Origin of the sequence: Paracoccus gahaiensis (assembly GCF_005048225.1) — a bacterium.
In the GTDB taxonomy this organism is placed as follows: domain Bacteria; phylum Pseudomonadota; class Alphaproteobacteria; order Rhodobacterales; family Rhodobacteraceae; genus Paracoccus; species Paracoccus gahaiensis.
In genome coordinates this window covers 40,198-56,189 of the sequence record NZ_SUNI01000017.1, presented here as the reverse complement: position 1 = coordinate 56,189, position 15,992 = coordinate 40,198, and the positions used below count along the sequence as shown (strand labels likewise).

Here is a 15,992-nt window from a genome sequence, read left to right as displayed (position 1 = left end):
TCAGCGCCCCAGAACCTTGTCGATGACCGCGATCAGACGCGCATCCTCGAACGGTTTCACGATCCAGCCGGTCGCCCCGGCGCTGCGGGCCCGCGCCTTGAGGTCCTGCCCCGATTCGGTCGTCAGCACCAGGATCGGCACGTCGGCATAGTCCCCGCTGGACCGGACGTTCTCGATCAGCCCGAACCCGTCCATATGCGGCATGTTGATGTCGGTGATGATCAGATGCGGATCGGCATCGGGCAGGCAGCCCAAGCCCTCGACCCCGTCGGAGGCCAGAAAGACCTCGAACCCGGCGGCGCGCAGGGCCCTGCCGACCAGTGCCCGGATCGTTGGGGAATCGTCCACGGCCAGGATCCTGACGGTCATGTTTGCGGCCCCGTCTGCAGCATGTCCAGATCGGCCCCGAGGGCCTCCAGCGCGGCCAGGAAGGCCGGCGACGGGTTGGTGATCCTGAGCTCGCGGCCATCGACCTGCCATTGCTTGCGGGCCGAGATCAGCGCCTCGACCGCAAGGGCACCAAGGCGTTCGACACCGGCGCCATCCAGCGCGGCATGGCTGCCACGAAGCTCCAGAAGCGATCTTGCAAGCTCTGACGTGGCCTTCCGGTCCAGCGTCCCTGGCAGGGGCAAGGCATGCACGGCGTCCACCTCTCATATCCACGACATGGCTATGGCTAGCAGACGAATCTTAAGAAATCCCTGCCGGCTGGTTCCAATTCGATTCAATTAAGCCGTTTCGACTGAACGACTTTTTAACTTTCTGGCCGTAGGTCTTGGGGAACCCGAGCTGGAGGTCGTCCCGTGTCACAACCGGTCTTGCTGATTGCCGATCCGGACATCATGCGCCGCAACACCGCGTTCCGGCGCTGTGCCGATCACGGGGTCCGCGTCCTTGGCGCGGCCGATCTGGCCGACGCGCTGCAGCTTGCCGAAGGACACCGGCCGGACCGGGTGGCGATCGCCTCGGACCTGACGATCCAGCCGGGATTCGGGGTCCTCAGCGACCTGCTGATGCGCATGAAGGCGCGGGTGGTCATCTATGGCCCGCCCCAGCCCGGGCTGACGCTGTTTCGCACGGTCCAGGCCGATCAGCTGGTCGCGGCGCTGCTGGGCGATCTGCTGGGGGCCCGTCTGCCGGTGCCCAGCCTCGACCTGCAAGGCGATTCGGATGACATGCCGGATCTGATCCTCATCGGCGCCTCGACGGGCGGGATCACCGCGCTGGAGGCTGTCCTGTGCATGTTCCCGGCCGATTGCCCCCCCACCCTGGTCGTCCAGCATATCCGGCCCGGATTCGTCGACGGGCTGATTCGCCGGCTGGACAAGCTGCTGGCGCCGAACGTGCGTGCCGCCGACGACGACACCCCCCTGCGCCGGGGGACCGTCCTGATGGCCGCCGACAGCGACCGGCACCTGCGCCTGATCCTGCGCGGCGGCTTGCGGGTGCGCCTTCAGGACGAGCCGCCCGTCTCGGGCCACCGTCCCTCGGTCGACGTGCTGTTCCGCGACGGTGCCAAGCTGGCCGCCGGTCTGGACGTCCGCGCGGCCCTGCTGACCGGCATGGGCGCGGACGGGGCACAGGGCATGTGCGAGCTGCGCCGCGCCGGTGCGCAGACGATCGCGCAGGATCGGGACAGTTCCGTGGTCTGGGGCATGCCGCGCGTGGCGATCGAGATGGGTGGCGCCTCCGAGGTGCTGCCGCTGGTGCGCATCGGGCAGGCCCTGCTGCGGCCGGTGCAGGCCTCGCGCGCGAGATCCTCGGCATGACCCGCGCCGCCAAGGTGATCCATGTGGTTCAGGGCGAGAACGCCATCTCGGATGACGAGGACGTGATGATCACCACGGTCCTCGGATCCTGCGTCTCGGCCTGCATCTGCGATGCGGATCGCGGGATCGGGGGGATGAACCATTTCCTGCTGCCCGAGGACGGTCCCGGCGGCACCGACATCCGCTATGCCGCCGCCGCGCTGGAACAGCTTGTCAACGGGCTGATGCGGCGCGGCGCGGCGCGCGGGCGCATGCGCGCCAAGCTGTTCGGCGGCGCCCGGATGATGGCCGGGCTTCCCGATATCGGCCGCCGCAATGCCGAGGCCGCGCAGCGGTTCCTGCAGGCCGAGGGGATCGCCCTCATCGCCTGCGATCTGGGCGGGGTCCAGGCACGCCGGATCCGGCTGTGGCCGGTCAGCGGACGGGTCCAGCTGCAATTCGTGGGCGCCGCGCAACTGCCCGCCCGGGAAACCCCGATGCGCCTGCGCGCGCCCGAAGCGGAGCTGTTCTGATGACCCCCCGACCCCCTGGCGGCGTCATGCTCCCGCCCCCGCCCTGCCCCCACACCCTGCTTTCCGAAGGAATGTCCCGATGCTGAAGAACATCAAGATCACGCGACAGGTGATGGCCGGCTTCGGTGTCATCCTGCTGGCCCTGGCGCTGTTTGCCGCGTTTGCCTGGAGCCAGATGAACAGCCTGCGCAGGGTGCAGGAGGGGGCGCTGGCCTCGTCCCGGCTGGCCCTCAGGGTCACCGATATCGGCCAGCAGGTCTCGGAAACGCAAACAGCGCTCAATAGCTTCCTGACGACCGCAGCCCAGCAGGAGGCCGATGCCCTGCTTCGGGAAATGCACGACGTCCGCGACATCGCCGTCGAGATCGCCAAGCTGGGAACCCCCGATGCGGATCGCGTCGTGGCATTGAAGGACCTGCACCTGCGGCAGGCCACCAGCTTCATCGACGCATTTACCGGGCAGGCCGCGCGGGTTGCCGAAAGCCGCGAACTCGGACTGAGCATGCACGGCCTTCTGGACCGTGTCCGGGAACTGGCAGTTGCCCGGGCAAGCCCCGAGCAGATCCTGGCGGCAGAGCGGGCTGCCGGCGCGCTGTCGCTGGCCCAGCTTCGGGTCGAGGAATTCCTGTTGACGCGCAGTACAGGCAGGTACGAAGCCGCCGAAACATCCGTCGATGCTCTGCAAGGCAGCATGTCCGCGCTGACCGTCAGCCTGTTGCCGCCCGAGGCGGCGGCCCTCTTGACCCAAATCCGGACCCAAACCGACGCTTACTGGCAAACGGTCACGGCCATTCACGACAGCGAACCGGCCTTGGCCGCCTCGTTAGAGGAGGTGGTCTCGACCACGAACCAGACGGTCGCCCTCACGGCCCAGCTTCGCCACGCCGCCGTCGCCATCAAGGAGGATTTTGACCTGCAGGCGGCCAGCATCTCGCAGCGCACCGTCTCGTCGATCCTGGTCGGCGTGGCCATCGCGATCCTTCTGGGAACCTGCGTCGCGGGGCTGCTGACCCGGGCCCTGTCCAGGGGTCTGTCGCGGACCGTCGAACAGACGCGTCGCCTGGCCACCGGGGATCTGGATGTCCAGATCACCGGCGGCGAGGGGCGCAACGAGCTGGGCGAACTGGCCCGGGCGCTGACCATCTTCAAGGACAATGCCCTGGAACGCCTGCGCCTCGCCGCCGAGGCCCGCGACATCTCCGAGGCGGCGGCGGCGACGCGCGAGGCCGAGATGACGGAACAGGCCCGCGTCGTGCGGGATATCGGCGACGGCCTGAACCGGCTGGCCGATGGCGATCTGACGGCGCAGATCTCCAGCCCGGCCTCGGACCCCTTCCCGGCCAGCTACGAGGCGCTGCGTCAGGCCTATAACAGCGTCCTTCTGACCCTGTCGGGGACGATGTCGCGCATCTCGGACGTGTCCGATCAGGTGCGCGGCGGGTCCGACGAGATCACCTCGGCGGCCCATGACCTGTCCAGCCGGGCGGAGACCCAGGCCGCCACGCTGGAGCAATCGGCGGCGGCCCTCAACCAGATGAGCGAAAGCGTGCGGTCGACCGCCGAACGCGCCCGCCAGGCCGAGCAGGCCAGCCAGCAGAACCGCGAGATCGCCGAGACCAGTTCGGCCATTGTGCGCGAGGCGGTCGATGCCATGAAGGGGATCGAGAAATCCTCGGACCAGATCACCCGGATCATCGGCGTGATCGACGACATCGCCTTCCAGACCAACCTGCTGGCCCTGAATGCCGGGGTGGAGGCCGCGCGGGCGGGCGAGGCGGGGCGCGGCTTTGCCGTCGTCGCCTCGGAGGTGCGCGGGTTGGCGCAGCGCGCCTCGGAATCCGCGCGCGAGATCAAGGCACTGATCTCGGACAGTGCCGCGCAGGTTAAGGCGGGATCCTCGCTGGTCGGGCGCACCGGCGAAAGCCTGGATCTGATTCTGGAGCGTGCCCGCGAGGTGTCCGAACAGGTCTCGGCCATCGCCCGGGCGGCCAACGAGCAGGCGACGGGCCTGTCCGAGATCAATGCCGGCGTGAACCAGCTGGATCAGGTCACGCAGCAGAACGCCGCCGTCGCGGAAGAGACGAACGCGGCTGCCGTATCGCTGCAGCAGCGGGCCGAGGATCTGATGCGCGAGATCTCGGGCTTCCGGGTCGGCGGCAAGGGACGCGCCCCGGCGGGTCGTCCGCAGGGCGCGCGCCCCAGCCCGGTCGATCACGGCCCGGCTCCGTTGCGGGTGGTGGCCGGACGCGGCGAGGCGGCGGCCCAGCTTTACGAGTTCTGAGCCGATGCCGCGTCCGATCTGCGCCAGGACCTGCCATCGGGGGCATCGCCAACATGCCAGCAGGCGATCTTCCGGAAGGGGGCGTCGTGATCGGGCCGGGACACGATCCATCGTCCATCTGCCAGCGGTCTGGTCGACCCGGAACGGAGAACCGCCATGTCCAGGATCGCCAGCGGGCGGGGACCCCCCCGCCACGGCCGGCGCGGGATCGGGCCTGTGCCCGCGACGCCGGCCTCTGCGCTGCCCATTACCTCCGGGGCGGTTGAGGATCGACCAGTGGCTCGGTGGCCAGCGCGCCGGTCATCTGGCCGCGCCGCTCGGCCAGCACGGCCTGTAGGTTCGACAGCAGGATGATGCCGCCGCCCAGGAACACCCACAGGTCGATCGCCTCGCCATAGGCATAGAAGCCCACCACGGCGGCCATCGGCACGCGCAGGAAGTCGATGGGGATGACGACCGAGGCCTCCAGCCGCTTCAGGGCCTGCGCCTGACAGAAATGCGCCGAGAGCGCACCGATGCCCGCGACCAGCATCCACGGCACGTCGGTGACATGGACCGGGCGCCAGTCGGTCAGCGCCGCGATCAGGCCCAAAGGCAATTGGATCAGGATCATCCAGACGACGATGGCGCCGGGCGAACAATGCCCGGTCAGCCGCTTGACCATGATCAGCGACAGGCCGTAGCCGGCGGCGGCGATCAGCACCAGCCCCGCCGCCGGATCGACCATGCCGATGCCGGGCCGCACGATGACCAGAACGCCGATGAACCCCCCCACCGTCGCCAGCAGGCGCTGGCGGCTGACCTTCTCGCGCAGCAGAAGCCAGGCGAACAGCGTCACCCAGATCGGCATGGTGAATTCCAGCGCGAAAACCGAGGCCAGGGGAAGCAGCACGATGCCGATGGTCCAGAAATACTGCGCGGTGAAATGGACCGCGTTGCGCGCCAGATGCAGCGGCACCTTCTGCATGCGCCGGATCTCGGGGAAGACGGCACGACCGACCGCCAGGATCACGAACAGCCCTACCAGTGCGCGGAAGAACAGCACCTGCCGGATCGACAGCGTCTCGGCCATCTCGCGCGATCCGACCGACATGGCGATGAACGAGACCATGCTGAAGCCCATGCAGATCAGCCCCTGGGTGAAGGGCGATCCGGGCAGGGCGCGGCCAGCGACGGGGATATCGGTCATGACAGACACCTTGGATGCGGAAGGAGGGCTCCCTTGTTGCCCGGAAAGCAGGCAGAGGGAAGGGCTTGCGGTGCTTTTGTGCGCGCCTAGCCCGCGGGCTTGGGAAAGGGCCGGCTGAGGCCCCGCGCCCCCGCCAGACCGAAGCGCCAGAGCCGGTCCTGCGCGCGGCTGATGCCGATGCGCGGACCCTGGAGCAGGTCGGGCCGTGCGTCGGACAGGACCAGCGCCAGATCGCCGCCGTCGAAGGGGGCGCCGTCATCCTCGGGGCGCAGGCCCAGGGCCTGGCTCAGCCGTCCCGGCCCGCTGCACAGCGGCTCCTGCCCGCGGCGGGCATGCATCAGGTCCAGCCCCTCGGTAGGGTCCAGCGCGCGGATCAGCACCGCCTCGCCGGGCAGGCCCACCACGTTCAGGCACAGGTGGATCCCATAGGAGCGATAGACATAGGCATGCCCCGCCGGCCCGAACATCGCGGCGTTGCGGGGCGTCGGCCCTCGGAAGCTGTGCGAGGCGGGGTCGTCGCGCAGATAGGCCTCGGTCTCGATGATCACTCCGCCCGCGCCCCGGACCACCAGCAGCGCGCCGATCAGCCGACGGGCCAAGTCGACCGCGCCGAGGCCGGCGATGGCGAAGGAGAGGGCGGGATCGGGTTCGGTCATCGGCGGATCCTTGGGCCGGGGCGGGATGGCCGGACCCTGCCCCGGATCGGTGGCGAGGACCATGCCCCCCTGTTCCCCGAAAGCGATGCCGCAGCGCGGCAAGATGGGCCTGCCCATCGCGCGGGCGGGGCGTGAGGTTCCCGGCCAAGGCCGCCGGACAGCGGAACATATCCCGCGCTGATCGGTTGAAGGGGCTGACAATTCCGGGAGTGCCACATGACAGCGCAGAAGGTTTCGGCCGACCAAGCGACAGGACAGGCGGCCATATCTGGCAGCACCGACCCGCAGCTGATGGCCCTCGCCGCCGAGCGGCTGGCCATCGAGGGCGTCTCGATCGAGGTCGATGGCGGGCGCTTTGCCGCCAAGGTCGTCGCGGGCCAGCCCTACGAGGTCGAGGCCGACATCTTCTCGGACGGCCATGACAGCATCGACGCGGTCGTGCTGTTCCGGCGCAAGGGCTCGGACGAGGTGGGCGAGACGCCGATGACCTTCGTCGAGAACGACCGCTGGACGGCCGACCTGACCCTGCCCGATCCCGGCGACCACGAGGTGTCGATCCTGGCGTGGCGCGACCTGTTCCTGACCTGGCGCAAGGAGGTGGCCAAGAAGCATGCCGCCGGCCAGTCCATCGCGCTTGAACTGGAAGAAGGGCGCCAGCTTCTGTCCGCCGCTCTGGACGCTGACGGCCGCGCCGACGAGGCCGGTCGCCAGACCATCACCGCGCTGCTGGACGAGGATGCGGCGCAGCCCGCTTCCGAGGCCGATCACGAAGGGCTTCGCTTTGCCCGGCTTGGCGCCCCCGATGTGGTGGCGCTGATGCGCCGGATCGGGCCGCGCACCAATGCGACGCCCTACAAGTGGCTGCCGGTCTTCGCCGACCGCGAGGCCGCCGCCTTCAGCGCCTGGTACGAGTTGATGCCCCGGTCGCAATCGGGCAGTATGGACCGCCACGGCACCTTTGACGACGTGATCGGCCGCCTGCCCTATATCCGCGATCTGGGCTTCGACGTGCTGTATTTCCCGCCGATCCATCCGATCGGCAAGACGAACCGCAAGGGCCGCAACAACACGCTGACGCCCGCGGAGGATGATCCCGGCAGCCCCTATGCCATCGGCGCGCCCGAGGGCGGGCATGACGCGCTGCATCCCGAACTGGGCAGCTTCGACGATTTCGCCCGGCTCGTCTCGGCCGCCCGCGACCACGGGCTGGAGATCGCGCTGGACTTCGCCATCCAGTGCTCGCCCGACCATCCTTGGATCCGCGAGCATCCCGAATGGTTCGACTGGCGCCCCGACGGCACCATCAAGTTCGCCGAGAACCCGCCCAAGAAATACGAGGACATCGTCAACGTCCATTTCTATCGCGGCGCCCTGCCCGATCTGTGGATCGCGCTGCGTGACATCGTGCTGTTCTGGGTGGACAAGGGCGTGCGCATCTTCCGTGTGGACAACCCGCACACCAAGCCCTTCCCCTTCTGGGAGTGGATGATCGCCGAAGTCCGCGCCAAGGATCCCGGCGTGATCTTCCTGGCCGAGGCCTTCACCCGGCCCAAGGTCATGGCGCGCCTGGCCAAGGTGGGCTTTTCGCAGAGCTATTCCTACTTTACTTGGCGCAACACCAAGGACGAGTTGACGGAATATCTGACCGAGCTGACCGCGACTGATGTGCGCCATGTCATGCGCCCGAATTTCTTCGTGACGACGCCCGACATCAACCCGCGCTTCCTGCATGCCAGTGGGCGGCCCGGCTTCCGCACGCGACTGGTTCTGGCAGCGACGCTTGGGGGCAATTACGGCCTGTATAACGGCTACGAGATCTGCGAGGCCGCCGCCGTGCCGGGCAAGGAAGAGTTCCTCGACAGCGAGAAATACCAGATCCGGGTTTGGGACATGGACCAGCCGGGCAACATCCAGGACGATATCCGCCTGATGAACCGCCTGCGGCACGAGCATCCCGCCCTGCAGCAGTTCGAGAACCTGACCTTCTTCGAGGCCGACAGCGACCATGTGCTGGCCTATGGCAAGCAGGCGGGCGACGATTTCGTGCTGGTTCATGTCAACCTGGACCCGCACAATGCGCATGAGTTCCGGCTGGAGGTTCCCCTGTGGAAGTTCGGCCTGCCCGACGAGGCCTCGATCGAGGTCCGCGACCTGATCCACGGCAACAGCTTCACCTGGCACGGCAAGTACCAGTGGCTGACGCTTGAACCTGACACCCGGCCCTATGCGGTCTGGCAGCTGATTGCCCCGGGGGTGGCACGCTGATGAATATTCCGAACGACCAGAAGACCCAGAGCCAGTTTGCCGTGCGCGGCGGCGTCGACCGCAGCGTGTCCGACTGGTACAAGGACGCCGTCATCTATCAGCTGCACATCAAGGCGTTCATGGATTCGAACGGCGACGGCATCGGCGATTTCGCCGGCCTGATGCAGCGGCTGGACTATGTGCAGGAACTGGGGGTCACGGCCATCTGGCTTCTGCCCTTCTATCCCTCGCCTCTGCGCGACGACGGCTATGACATCGCCGATTACCGGTCGATCAACCCGTCCTACGGTGCGATGAAGGACTTCAAGGCCTTCGTGGCCGAGGCGCATCGGCGCGGCATCCGCGTGATCACCGAGCTGGTCATCAACCACACCTCGGACCAGCATCCGTGGTTCCAGAAGGCGCGGCACGCCAAGCCCGGCTCGGCGGCGCGCGATTACTATGTGTGGTCGGATACCGACGAGAAATGGCCAGAGACGCGGATCATCTTCCTCGATACCGAGCGGTCGAACTGGACTTGGGACCCGGTCGCGGGGGCCTATTACTGGCACCGCTTCTATTCCCACCAGCCGGACCTGAATTTCGACAACCCAAAGGTGCTGAACGAAGTCCTCAAGGTCATGCGCATGTGGCTGGAAATGGGCGTCGACGGGCTGCGGCTGGACGCGATCCCCTATCTGGTCGAGCGCGACGGCACCAACAACGAGAACCTGCCCGAGACGCATGACGTTCTGAAGGCGATCCGCGCCGATCTGGACACCCATTTCCCCGACCGGATGCTGCTGGCCGAGGCGAACCAGTGGCCCGAGGACACGCGCCCCTATTTCGGGGACGGCGACGAATGCCACATGGGCTTCCACTTCCCGCTGATGCCGCGCATGTACATGGCGCTGGCGCAGGCGGATCGTCACCCGATCACCGACATCATCCGCCAGACGCCCGAGATCCCCGAAAACTGCCAATGGGGCATCTTCCTGCGCAACCATGACGAGCTGACGCTGGAAATGGTGACGTCCGAGGAACGCGACTACCTGTGGCAGACCTATGCCGCCGACACGCGCGCGCGGATCAACCTCGGCATCCGGCGCCGCCTGGCGCCGCTGATGCAGAACGACCGGCGCAAGATCGAGTTGATGAACTCGATGCTGCTGTCGATGCCCGGCACGCCGATCATGTATTACGGCGACGAGATCGGCATGGGCGACAACTATTACTTGGGCGACCGCGACGGCGTGCGCACGCCGATGCAATGGTCGGGCGACCGCAATGCGGGCTTTTCCACCGCAAAGCCGCAGCAGCTGTACCTGCCCGCCATCATCGACGGCGTCTATGGCCATCAGGTCATCAATGTCGAGGCGCAGGCCGACGACCCGTCATCCTTGCTGAACTGGATGCGGCGCATGATCAATGTGCGCAAGCAGCACCCGGCCTTTGGGCGGGGCACGATGACGCTGCTGTATCCCCGCAACCGCAAGGTGCTGGCCTATATCCGCGAACACGAAGACCGCGCCTATCTGTGCGTGGCCAACCTGTCGGATGCCGCGCAGGCGGCGCAGCTGGACCTGTCGCGCCACCGTGACAAGGTGCCGGTCGAGCTGACCGGGCGATCGGCCTTCCCGCCGATCGGCGACCTGCCCTATATGCTGACGCTGCCGGCCTATGGCTTCTACTGGTTCGCGCTTGGCACCGCCGAGGACATGCCCTCCTGGCACGAGCAGCTGCCCGACATCCTGCCCGAGTTCATGACGCTGACCACGCGGGACGGCCATGTGCAGACCGCGCTGAAGGGCCGCGAGGGCACGCAGTTCCAGAACGACGTGCTGCCGCAATGGCTGCCGCTGCAGCGCTGGTTCGGGGCCAAGGACACGGCCATCTCGGGCGTGAAGATGACCCCCTTGGGCCAGATCGACGCGGATCACGCGATGGTGTCGATCGATGTAGAGCTGGAGGACGGCACCCACAGCTACTTCCTGCCGCTCTCCGCGCGGTGGGGGGACGAGAACCTGCGTCCCGGCGCGCCCAAGCTGTCCTACACGCTTGGCAAGATCCGCCACACCTCGCGCGTCGGCGCGCTGGTCGACGGCGCCTATGACGAGCGCCTGCCGCAGATGCTGCTGGACCTGATGCGCGACGAGGCCACCAAGGGCGACCTGCGCTTCACGGGCAGCGAGACGTTGCGCCAGATCACCGATCCGGGCGAGCCGCGCCAGCTGGGCGTGGAACAGTCCAACATCTCGATCGCCTTCAGCGACCAGGTGATCCTGAAGCTGTATCGCCGCCTGCGCAGCGGGCGCCAGCCCGATGTCGAGGTCGCGCGCTTCCTGACCGAGACAGCGGGCTATGCCCATACCCCGCGCTATCTGGGCCAGTTGGTCCATGACGGCGATCAGGAAACCGTTCTGGCCGCCGCCTTCGCCTTCGTCGCCAATCGCGGCGATGCCTGGGCCGGCGTGCTGGATGCTCTGATGCTGGAATATAACGAGCACGAGGCCTGGCCCTCCGAGCAGGAGCCCCAGATCGACCAGACCGCCTTCGACTTCCCGCTGAGCATCGCCTCGCTGCTGGGCGAGCGCACGGCGCAGCTGCACAAGGCCTTGGCAACACCAACCGACGATCCGGACTTCCAGACCGAGGACCTGACGGCGGACCACCTGAAGGCCTGGGTCCAGTCCGCCGAGGACGAGGCCACCGCGATGCTGTCGCGGCTGGAACAGGCCGAAGGCCAGTTGCCCCCCGAAGCGGCGCCGCTGGCGCGGTCCGTGCTGGACCGGCGCGACGACCTGCTGGCGCGCATCCGTGCCGCCGGGCAGATCGAACCCTCGGGCAGCCTGTCGCGCATCCATGGCGACTATCACCTGGGGCAGGTGCTGCTGGCGCAGAACGACGTGGCGATCATCGATTTCGAGGGCGAGCCCTCGCGGACCCTGGACGAACGCCGCGCCAAGTCTTCGCCGCTGCGCGACGTGGCGGGCATGCTGCGGTCCTTCGACTATGCCGCGCTGTCGGTCATCGCGCGCCACCGGAACGATCCCCCCGCCGGGGCCGAGCGGGCCTCGGCCCGGATCGAGGCCTGGCGCAAATCGGCCGTGGCCGACTTCCTTGCCGCCTATCGCAGCCATATCGAGGGTGCGGCCAATCTGCCCGCCACCCCTGATGCGACGCAGGCCCTTCTGGACCTGTTCCTGCTGCAAAAGGCAGTCTACGAAACCGGATACGAGCTGGGGAACCGCCCGACCTGGGTGGGCCTGCCCCTGCGCGGCATCCTCGACCTGCTGGACGAGGCATCATGAACGACTCCGCCATCCTGAACGACGCTCCCGCCACCTCGGATATCGAGGCGATCCTGCGCGGCAACCACCACGATCCCTTCGCGGTCCTGGGCCGCCATCACGGGACGCTGCGGGTCTTCTCTCCGCAGGCGGCCGAGGTCACGGCCCTGTCGCCCTCGGGCGAGGTGCCTCTGCAGCGCATCCATCCCGAGGGGTTCTTCACCGGCCCTGCCCCCGAGGGCGACTATCGCCTGCGGATGCGGGCGGGCGAGAACACCTGGGAGGCCGAGGATCCCTATCGCTTCGGCCCCGTCATGGGCGAGATGGACGAATACCTGTTGGCCGAGGGCAGCCATCGGCGCCTCTATGACAAGCTGGGCGCCCATCCGGTGACCCATGAGGGCGTCGAGGGCGTGGCCTTCGCGGTTTGGGCGCCCAATGCCCGCCGCGTCAGCGTGGTCGGCCCCTTCAATGCCTGGGACGGCCGCCGCCACCCGATGCGCAAGCGCATCGGCCCGGGCATCTGGGAACTGTTCATCCCCGGCATCGGTCGCGGCGAGACCTACAAGTACGAGATCGTCAGCGCGCATGGCGAACGCCTGCCGCTGAAGACCGACCCGGTCGGCTTTTCGCAGGAGCAGCCGCCCGAGACCGCCTCGGTCGTCGAGGGCCTGAACCGGCACGACTGGCAGGACGGCGACTGGATGTCGGTGCGCGAAGCCCGGCAGGATCGCAAGGCCCCCATCTCGATCTACGAGGTGCATCTGGGATCTTGGCGCCGCGGCGCCGAGGCCGAGATCCTGGACTATGACACCATGGCCGACCTGCTGGTCCCCTATGTGACGCGCATGGGCTTCACCCATGTCGAGTTCCTGCCGGTCAGCGAACATCCCTTCACCGGATCCTGGGGCTATCAGCCGGTAGGTCTGTTTGCGCCGACCAGCCGCTTCGGCGATCCCGAAGCCTTCGCCCGTCTGGTCGAGCGTCTGCACGCGGCCGAGATTGGCGTGATCCTGGACTGGGTGCCCGCGCATTTCCCCTCGGACGCGCATGGTCTGGCCCGGTTCGACGGCACGTCGCTGTACGAGCATGCCGATCCGCGCCAGGGGTTCCACCAGGACTGGAACACGCTGATCTACAATTTCGGGCGCCGCGAGGTGTCGAACTTCCTGCAATCCAGCGCGCTTTACTGGCTGGACCGGTTCCATGTGGACGCGCTGCGCGTTGATGCGGTGGCCTCGATGCTGTATCTGGACTATTCGCGCAAGGATGGCGAATGGGTCCCCAACGAGTTCGGCGGCAACGAGAACCTGGAGGCGATCAGCTTCCTCAAGGATGTGAACGAGCGCGTGCGCCAGGACCATCCCGGCGCCATCACCATTGCCGAGGAATCCACCGCCTTCCCGAAGGTCAGCCGCCCTGTGGACGATGGCGGGCTGGGGTTCAATTTCAAGTGGAACATGGGCTGGATGCACGACACGCTCGGGTACTTCCGGCGCGATCCGCTGCACCGCAAGCATCACCAGCACGACCTGACTTTCGGCCTCGTCTATGCGTTTTCCGAGGATTTCGTCCTGCCGCTGAGCCATGACGAGGTCGTCCATGGCAAGGGATCCCTGATCCGGCAAATGGCAGGCGACCGCTGGCAGAAATTCGCGAACCTGCGGGCCTATTTCGGCTTTATGTGGACGCAGCCCGGCAAGAAGCTGATCTTCATGGGCGGCGAATTCGCGCAGGACCGCGAGTGGAACCACGACCAGTCTCTGGACTGGCACCTGCTGGAGGATCCCCTGCACGAGGGGGTCCAGTCGCTGGTGGCCGACCTGAACCAGGTCTATCGCGACCAGCCCGCGCTGCACCGGCTGGATTGCGACCCGGCGGGCTTCGAATGGATCGATGCCAGCGATACCGAGAATTCGGTGCTGGTCTATCTGCGCAAGTCCGATGACGACGCGCCGCCCTGCCTGGTGATCTGCAACCTGACGCCCACACCGCATCACGACTATCGCATCGGCGTGCCGCTGCCCGGGTTGTGGCGCGAGGTGATGAACACAGACGAGGCGCGCTATGGCGGCTCGAACATGGGCAATCACGGGCTGGTGGCGACCGAGGACGCGTCCTGGCACGGGCGTGACCAGTCGCTGGTGCTGACGCTGCCGCCGCTGTCGACCATCATCCTGATGCCGGAGGCCGCCGCGTGAGCGATCTGCACGACCGGGCCCTGCGCGCCGGGATCCAGCCCGATTACCTCGGGATGGGCGGCGAAGTCCATCAGGCGCCCGACGCCACGCTGGAAAGCCTGTTGCAGGCGCTTGGCGCCGATACCGGTGCGGTCGCCTCGGGCAATCACGCGCTGGAGGCCTATGCCGGCACCCGCTGCCACCTGCCCGACGAGGGGGGCCGGTCCTGGGGCGTGGCGCTGCAGCTCTATCAGCTGCGCTCGACCCGCAACTGGGGGATCGGCGATTTCGCCGATCTGGCGCAACTGGCGGGTACCCTGGGGGCGGCGGGGGCGGATTTCATCGGTCTGAACCCGCTGCACGCGCTGTTTCTGGCCAATCCGGCGCATTGCAGCCCCTTCTCGCCCTCGAACCGGCGGTTCCTGAACCCGCTCTATATCGCGGTGGACCGGGTGCCGGGCTTTGCGCCGCAGTTGGCCGACCCCGAACGCATCGCCGCGTTGCAGCAGGCGGAGCTGGTCGATTACCCCGGCGTCGCGAGCCTGAAGCTGGAGGTGCTGCACACGCTTTGGCTGGCGGCGGACTGCCCGGATGCGGCGCCCGAGGTGCTGGCCGAGGGCGGCGAGGACCTGCAGCGCCACGCGCTGTTCGAGGCGATCTCGGCCCGGATGGGGGCGCAAGGGCATGGCGCGGGCTGGCGCGATTGGCCTGCCGACTGGCAGGATGCGCAGGGCGAGACGGTCGCCCGCTTTGCGCTGGACCATCCCGCCGAGGCGCGGTTCCACCGCTGGCTGCAGGGTCTGGCGCATGAGCAGCTAGATCAGGCCCGTGCGGCCTGCGACCAGGCGGGCATGTCGATCGGCCTCTATCTGGACTTTGCCGTGGGCGAGGCCGCGGACGGGTCGGGGGCCTGGGGCAACCCGATGGTCGTGCCCGGCATCCGCATCGGCGCACCGCCCGACTATTTCAACGAGACCGGGCAGGACTGGGGCCTGGCGCCCTTGTCCCCCGTGGCGATGGCCGCCGACCGGGCGCGGCCCTTTGCCGATCTGATGGCGCAGGCCACGCGGCAGGCGGGCGCGCTGCGCATCGACCATGCGATGGGGCTGTGGCAGCTGTTCCTGATCCCCGGCGACGCGGGTCCGGCCGAGGGCACCTATGCCCGCTATCCGCTGGCCGACATGCTGCAGGGGCTGGCCGAGGCGTCGCGGGCGAACCGCACCATCGTCATCGGCGAGGATCTGGGCAATGTGCCCCCGGGGTTCCGCGAGGTGATGGAGCAGGTCGGCATCCTGTCCTATCGCATCCTGCTGTTTGAGCGGACCGAGGACGGGTTCATCCCGCCCGCCGACTATCCCCGCGATGCGCTGGCCTGCTTGTCCACCCATGACCTACCGACCTTCCAGGGCTGGTGGCGGGGCGACGACATCACCCTGCGCCATGGCCACGGCCTGATCGGCGATGCCGCAGCGCAGGAGCAGTCCGACAGCCGCCAGGTCGAGCGGGCGCAGCTGCTGGCCGATCTGACCGAGGCCGCGCTGTGGACTGGCCAGACCCCGGACACCGACCGCGCGCCCGAGGATCTGGTGGCCGCCGTCCATGCCTGGCTGGCCACCGCGCCCTCGCGTCTGTTCGTGGTGCGGCTGGAGGACATCACCTCGGAAACCGATCCGGTGAACATTCCCAGCACCACCGACGAGCATCCGAACTGGCAGAGCAAGCTGGGCGCGACGGTGGAACAGATCCCGACCCTGCCGCTGTTCGCCCAGATCGCGGACAAGCTGCGCGCCGCGCGCCCGCGCCCAGAATAAGGCGCCCGGCCCAATCGTCTGACATGAACGACCCCGCGCACCCGATCAGGATGCGCGGGG

11 protein-coding genes are annotated in these 15,992 nt (G+C 67.8%); 7 read left to right on the top strand and 4 right to left on the bottom strand.

What is annotated here, in order from left to right:
- Together FA743_RS15590 and FA743_RS15585 are read right to left on the bottom strand one after the other, a co-directional pair.
- On the bottom strand, window positions 1–369 hold the full coding sequence (locus FA743_RS15590; RefSeq protein ID WP_136887021.1) for a response regulator: 369 nt from the start codon (window positions 367–369) through the stop codon (window positions 1–3).
- Entirely contained in the window at window positions 366–641 is a 276-nt protein-coding gene (locus FA743_RS15585) for an STAS domain-containing protein (RefSeq protein WP_169308912.1), read from the bottom strand. Before FA743_RS15585 ends, FA743_RS15590 begins: the two co-directional genes overlap by 4 nt.
- 162 nt (window positions 642–803) lie before the next feature.
- Here FA743_RS15585 and FA743_RS15580 point away from each other — a divergent pair, with 162 nt between their 5' ends.
- From FA743_RS15580 to FA743_RS15570, 3 genes are all read left to right on the top strand, one after another.
- Window positions 804–1,769 carry a CheB methylesterase domain-containing protein gene (locus FA743_RS15580; protein WP_136887019.1) on the top strand — a complete coding sequence of 322 codons (966 nt, stop codon included), beginning with the start codon at window positions 804–806 and terminating at the stop codon, window positions 1,767–1,769.
- Window positions 1,766–2,281: a chemotaxis protein CheD gene (locus tag FA743_RS15575; RefSeq protein WP_136887018.1), complete on the top strand. Its 516-nt coding sequence runs from the start codon at window positions 1,766–1,768 to the stop codon at window positions 2,279–2,281. The genes FA743_RS15580 and FA743_RS15575 overlap by 4 nt, the downstream gene beginning before the upstream one ends.
- A gap of 79 nt (window positions 2,282–2,360) precedes the next feature.
- On the top strand, window positions 2,361–4,562 hold the full coding sequence (locus tag FA743_RS15570) for a methyl-accepting chemotaxis protein (RefSeq protein WP_246054989.1): 2,202 nt from the start codon (window positions 2,361–2,363) through the stop codon (window positions 4,560–4,562).
- Between the two features lie 247 nt (window positions 4,563–4,809).
- Here the strand turns inward: FA743_RS15570 and FA743_RS15565 are convergent, their stop codons facing one another.
- Window positions 4,810–5,751, bottom strand: coding sequence for a DMT family transporter (locus FA743_RS15565; protein WP_136887017.1), 942 nt, complete (start codon window positions 5,749–5,751; stop codon window positions 4,810–4,812).
- A gap of 86 nt (window positions 5,752–5,837) precedes the next feature.
- A complete protein-coding gene (locus tag FA743_RS15560; protein WP_136887016.1) occupies window positions 5,838–6,407 on the bottom strand; it encodes a DNA-3-methyladenine glycosylase in 570 nt (189 codons plus the stop codon).
- 291 nt (window positions 6,408–6,698) lie between these two features.
- Between FA743_RS15560 and FA743_RS15555 the strand changes: the two genes are divergently transcribed.
- Genes FA743_RS15555 through malQ form a run of 4 tightly spaced genes read left to right on the top strand, consistent with a single transcriptional unit; the run spans window position 6,699 to window position 15,932 of the window.
- Window positions 6,699–8,672, top strand: coding sequence for an alpha-1,4-glucan--maltose-1-phosphate maltosyltransferase (locus tag FA743_RS15555; RefSeq protein ID WP_136887051.1), 1,974 nt, complete (start codon window positions 6,699–6,701; stop codon window positions 8,670–8,672).
- On the top strand, window positions 8,672–11,962 hold the full coding sequence (treS, locus tag FA743_RS15550; protein WP_136887015.1) for a maltose alpha-D-glucosyltransferase: 3,291 nt from the start codon (window positions 8,672–8,674) through the stop codon (window positions 11,960–11,962). The genes FA743_RS15555 and treS overlap by 1 nt, the downstream gene beginning before the upstream one ends.
- The gene (glgB, locus tag FA743_RS15545) at window positions 11,959–14,142 is read left to right on the top strand and encodes a 1,4-alpha-glucan branching protein GlgB (RefSeq protein WP_136887014.1); all 2,184 of its coding nucleotides are present in this window, start codon (window positions 11,959–11,961) and stop codon (window positions 14,140–14,142) included. The genes treS and glgB overlap by 4 nt, the downstream gene beginning before the upstream one ends.
- Window positions 14,139–15,932, top strand: coding sequence for a 4-alpha-glucanotransferase (gene malQ, locus FA743_RS15540; protein WP_246054988.1), 1,794 nt, complete (start codon window positions 14,139–14,141; stop codon window positions 15,930–15,932). The genes glgB and malQ overlap by 4 nt, the downstream gene beginning before the upstream one ends.
- Window positions 15,933–15,992: the final 60 nt, after the last annotated feature.

Excerpts from the sequence above, each read along its gene's own strand:
- glgB (WP_136887014.1), top strand. The coding sequence starts at position 11,959 with ATGAACGACTCCGCCATCCTGAACGACGCTCCCGCCACCTCGGATATC.
- FA743_RS15575 (WP_136887018.1), top strand. The coding sequence starts at position 1,766 with ATGACCCGCGCCGCCAAGGTGATCCATGTGGTTCAGGGCGAGAACGCC.
- FA743_RS15565 (WP_136887017.1), bottom strand. The coding sequence starts at position 5,751 with ATGACCGATATCCCCGTCGCTGGCCGCGCCCTGCCCGGATCGCCCTTC.
- FA743_RS15560 (WP_136887016.1), bottom strand. The coding sequence starts at position 6,407 with ATGACCGAACCCGATCCCGCCCTCTCCTTCGCCATCGCCGGCCTCGGC.
- treS (WP_136887015.1), top strand. The coding sequence starts at position 8,672 with ATGAATATTCCGAACGACCAGAAGACCCAGAGCCAGTTTGCCGTGCGC.
- FA743_RS15570 (WP_246054989.1), top strand. The coding sequence starts at position 2,361 with ATGCTGAAGAACATCAAGATCACGCGACAGGTGATGGCCGGCTTCGGT.
- FA743_RS15590 (WP_136887021.1), bottom strand. The coding sequence starts at position 369 with ATGACCGTCAGGATCCTGGCCGTGGACGATTCCCCAACGATCCGGGCA.
- FA743_RS15555 (WP_136887051.1), top strand. The coding sequence starts at position 6,699 with ATGGCCCTCGCCGCCGAGCGGCTGGCCATCGAGGGCGTCTCGATCGAG.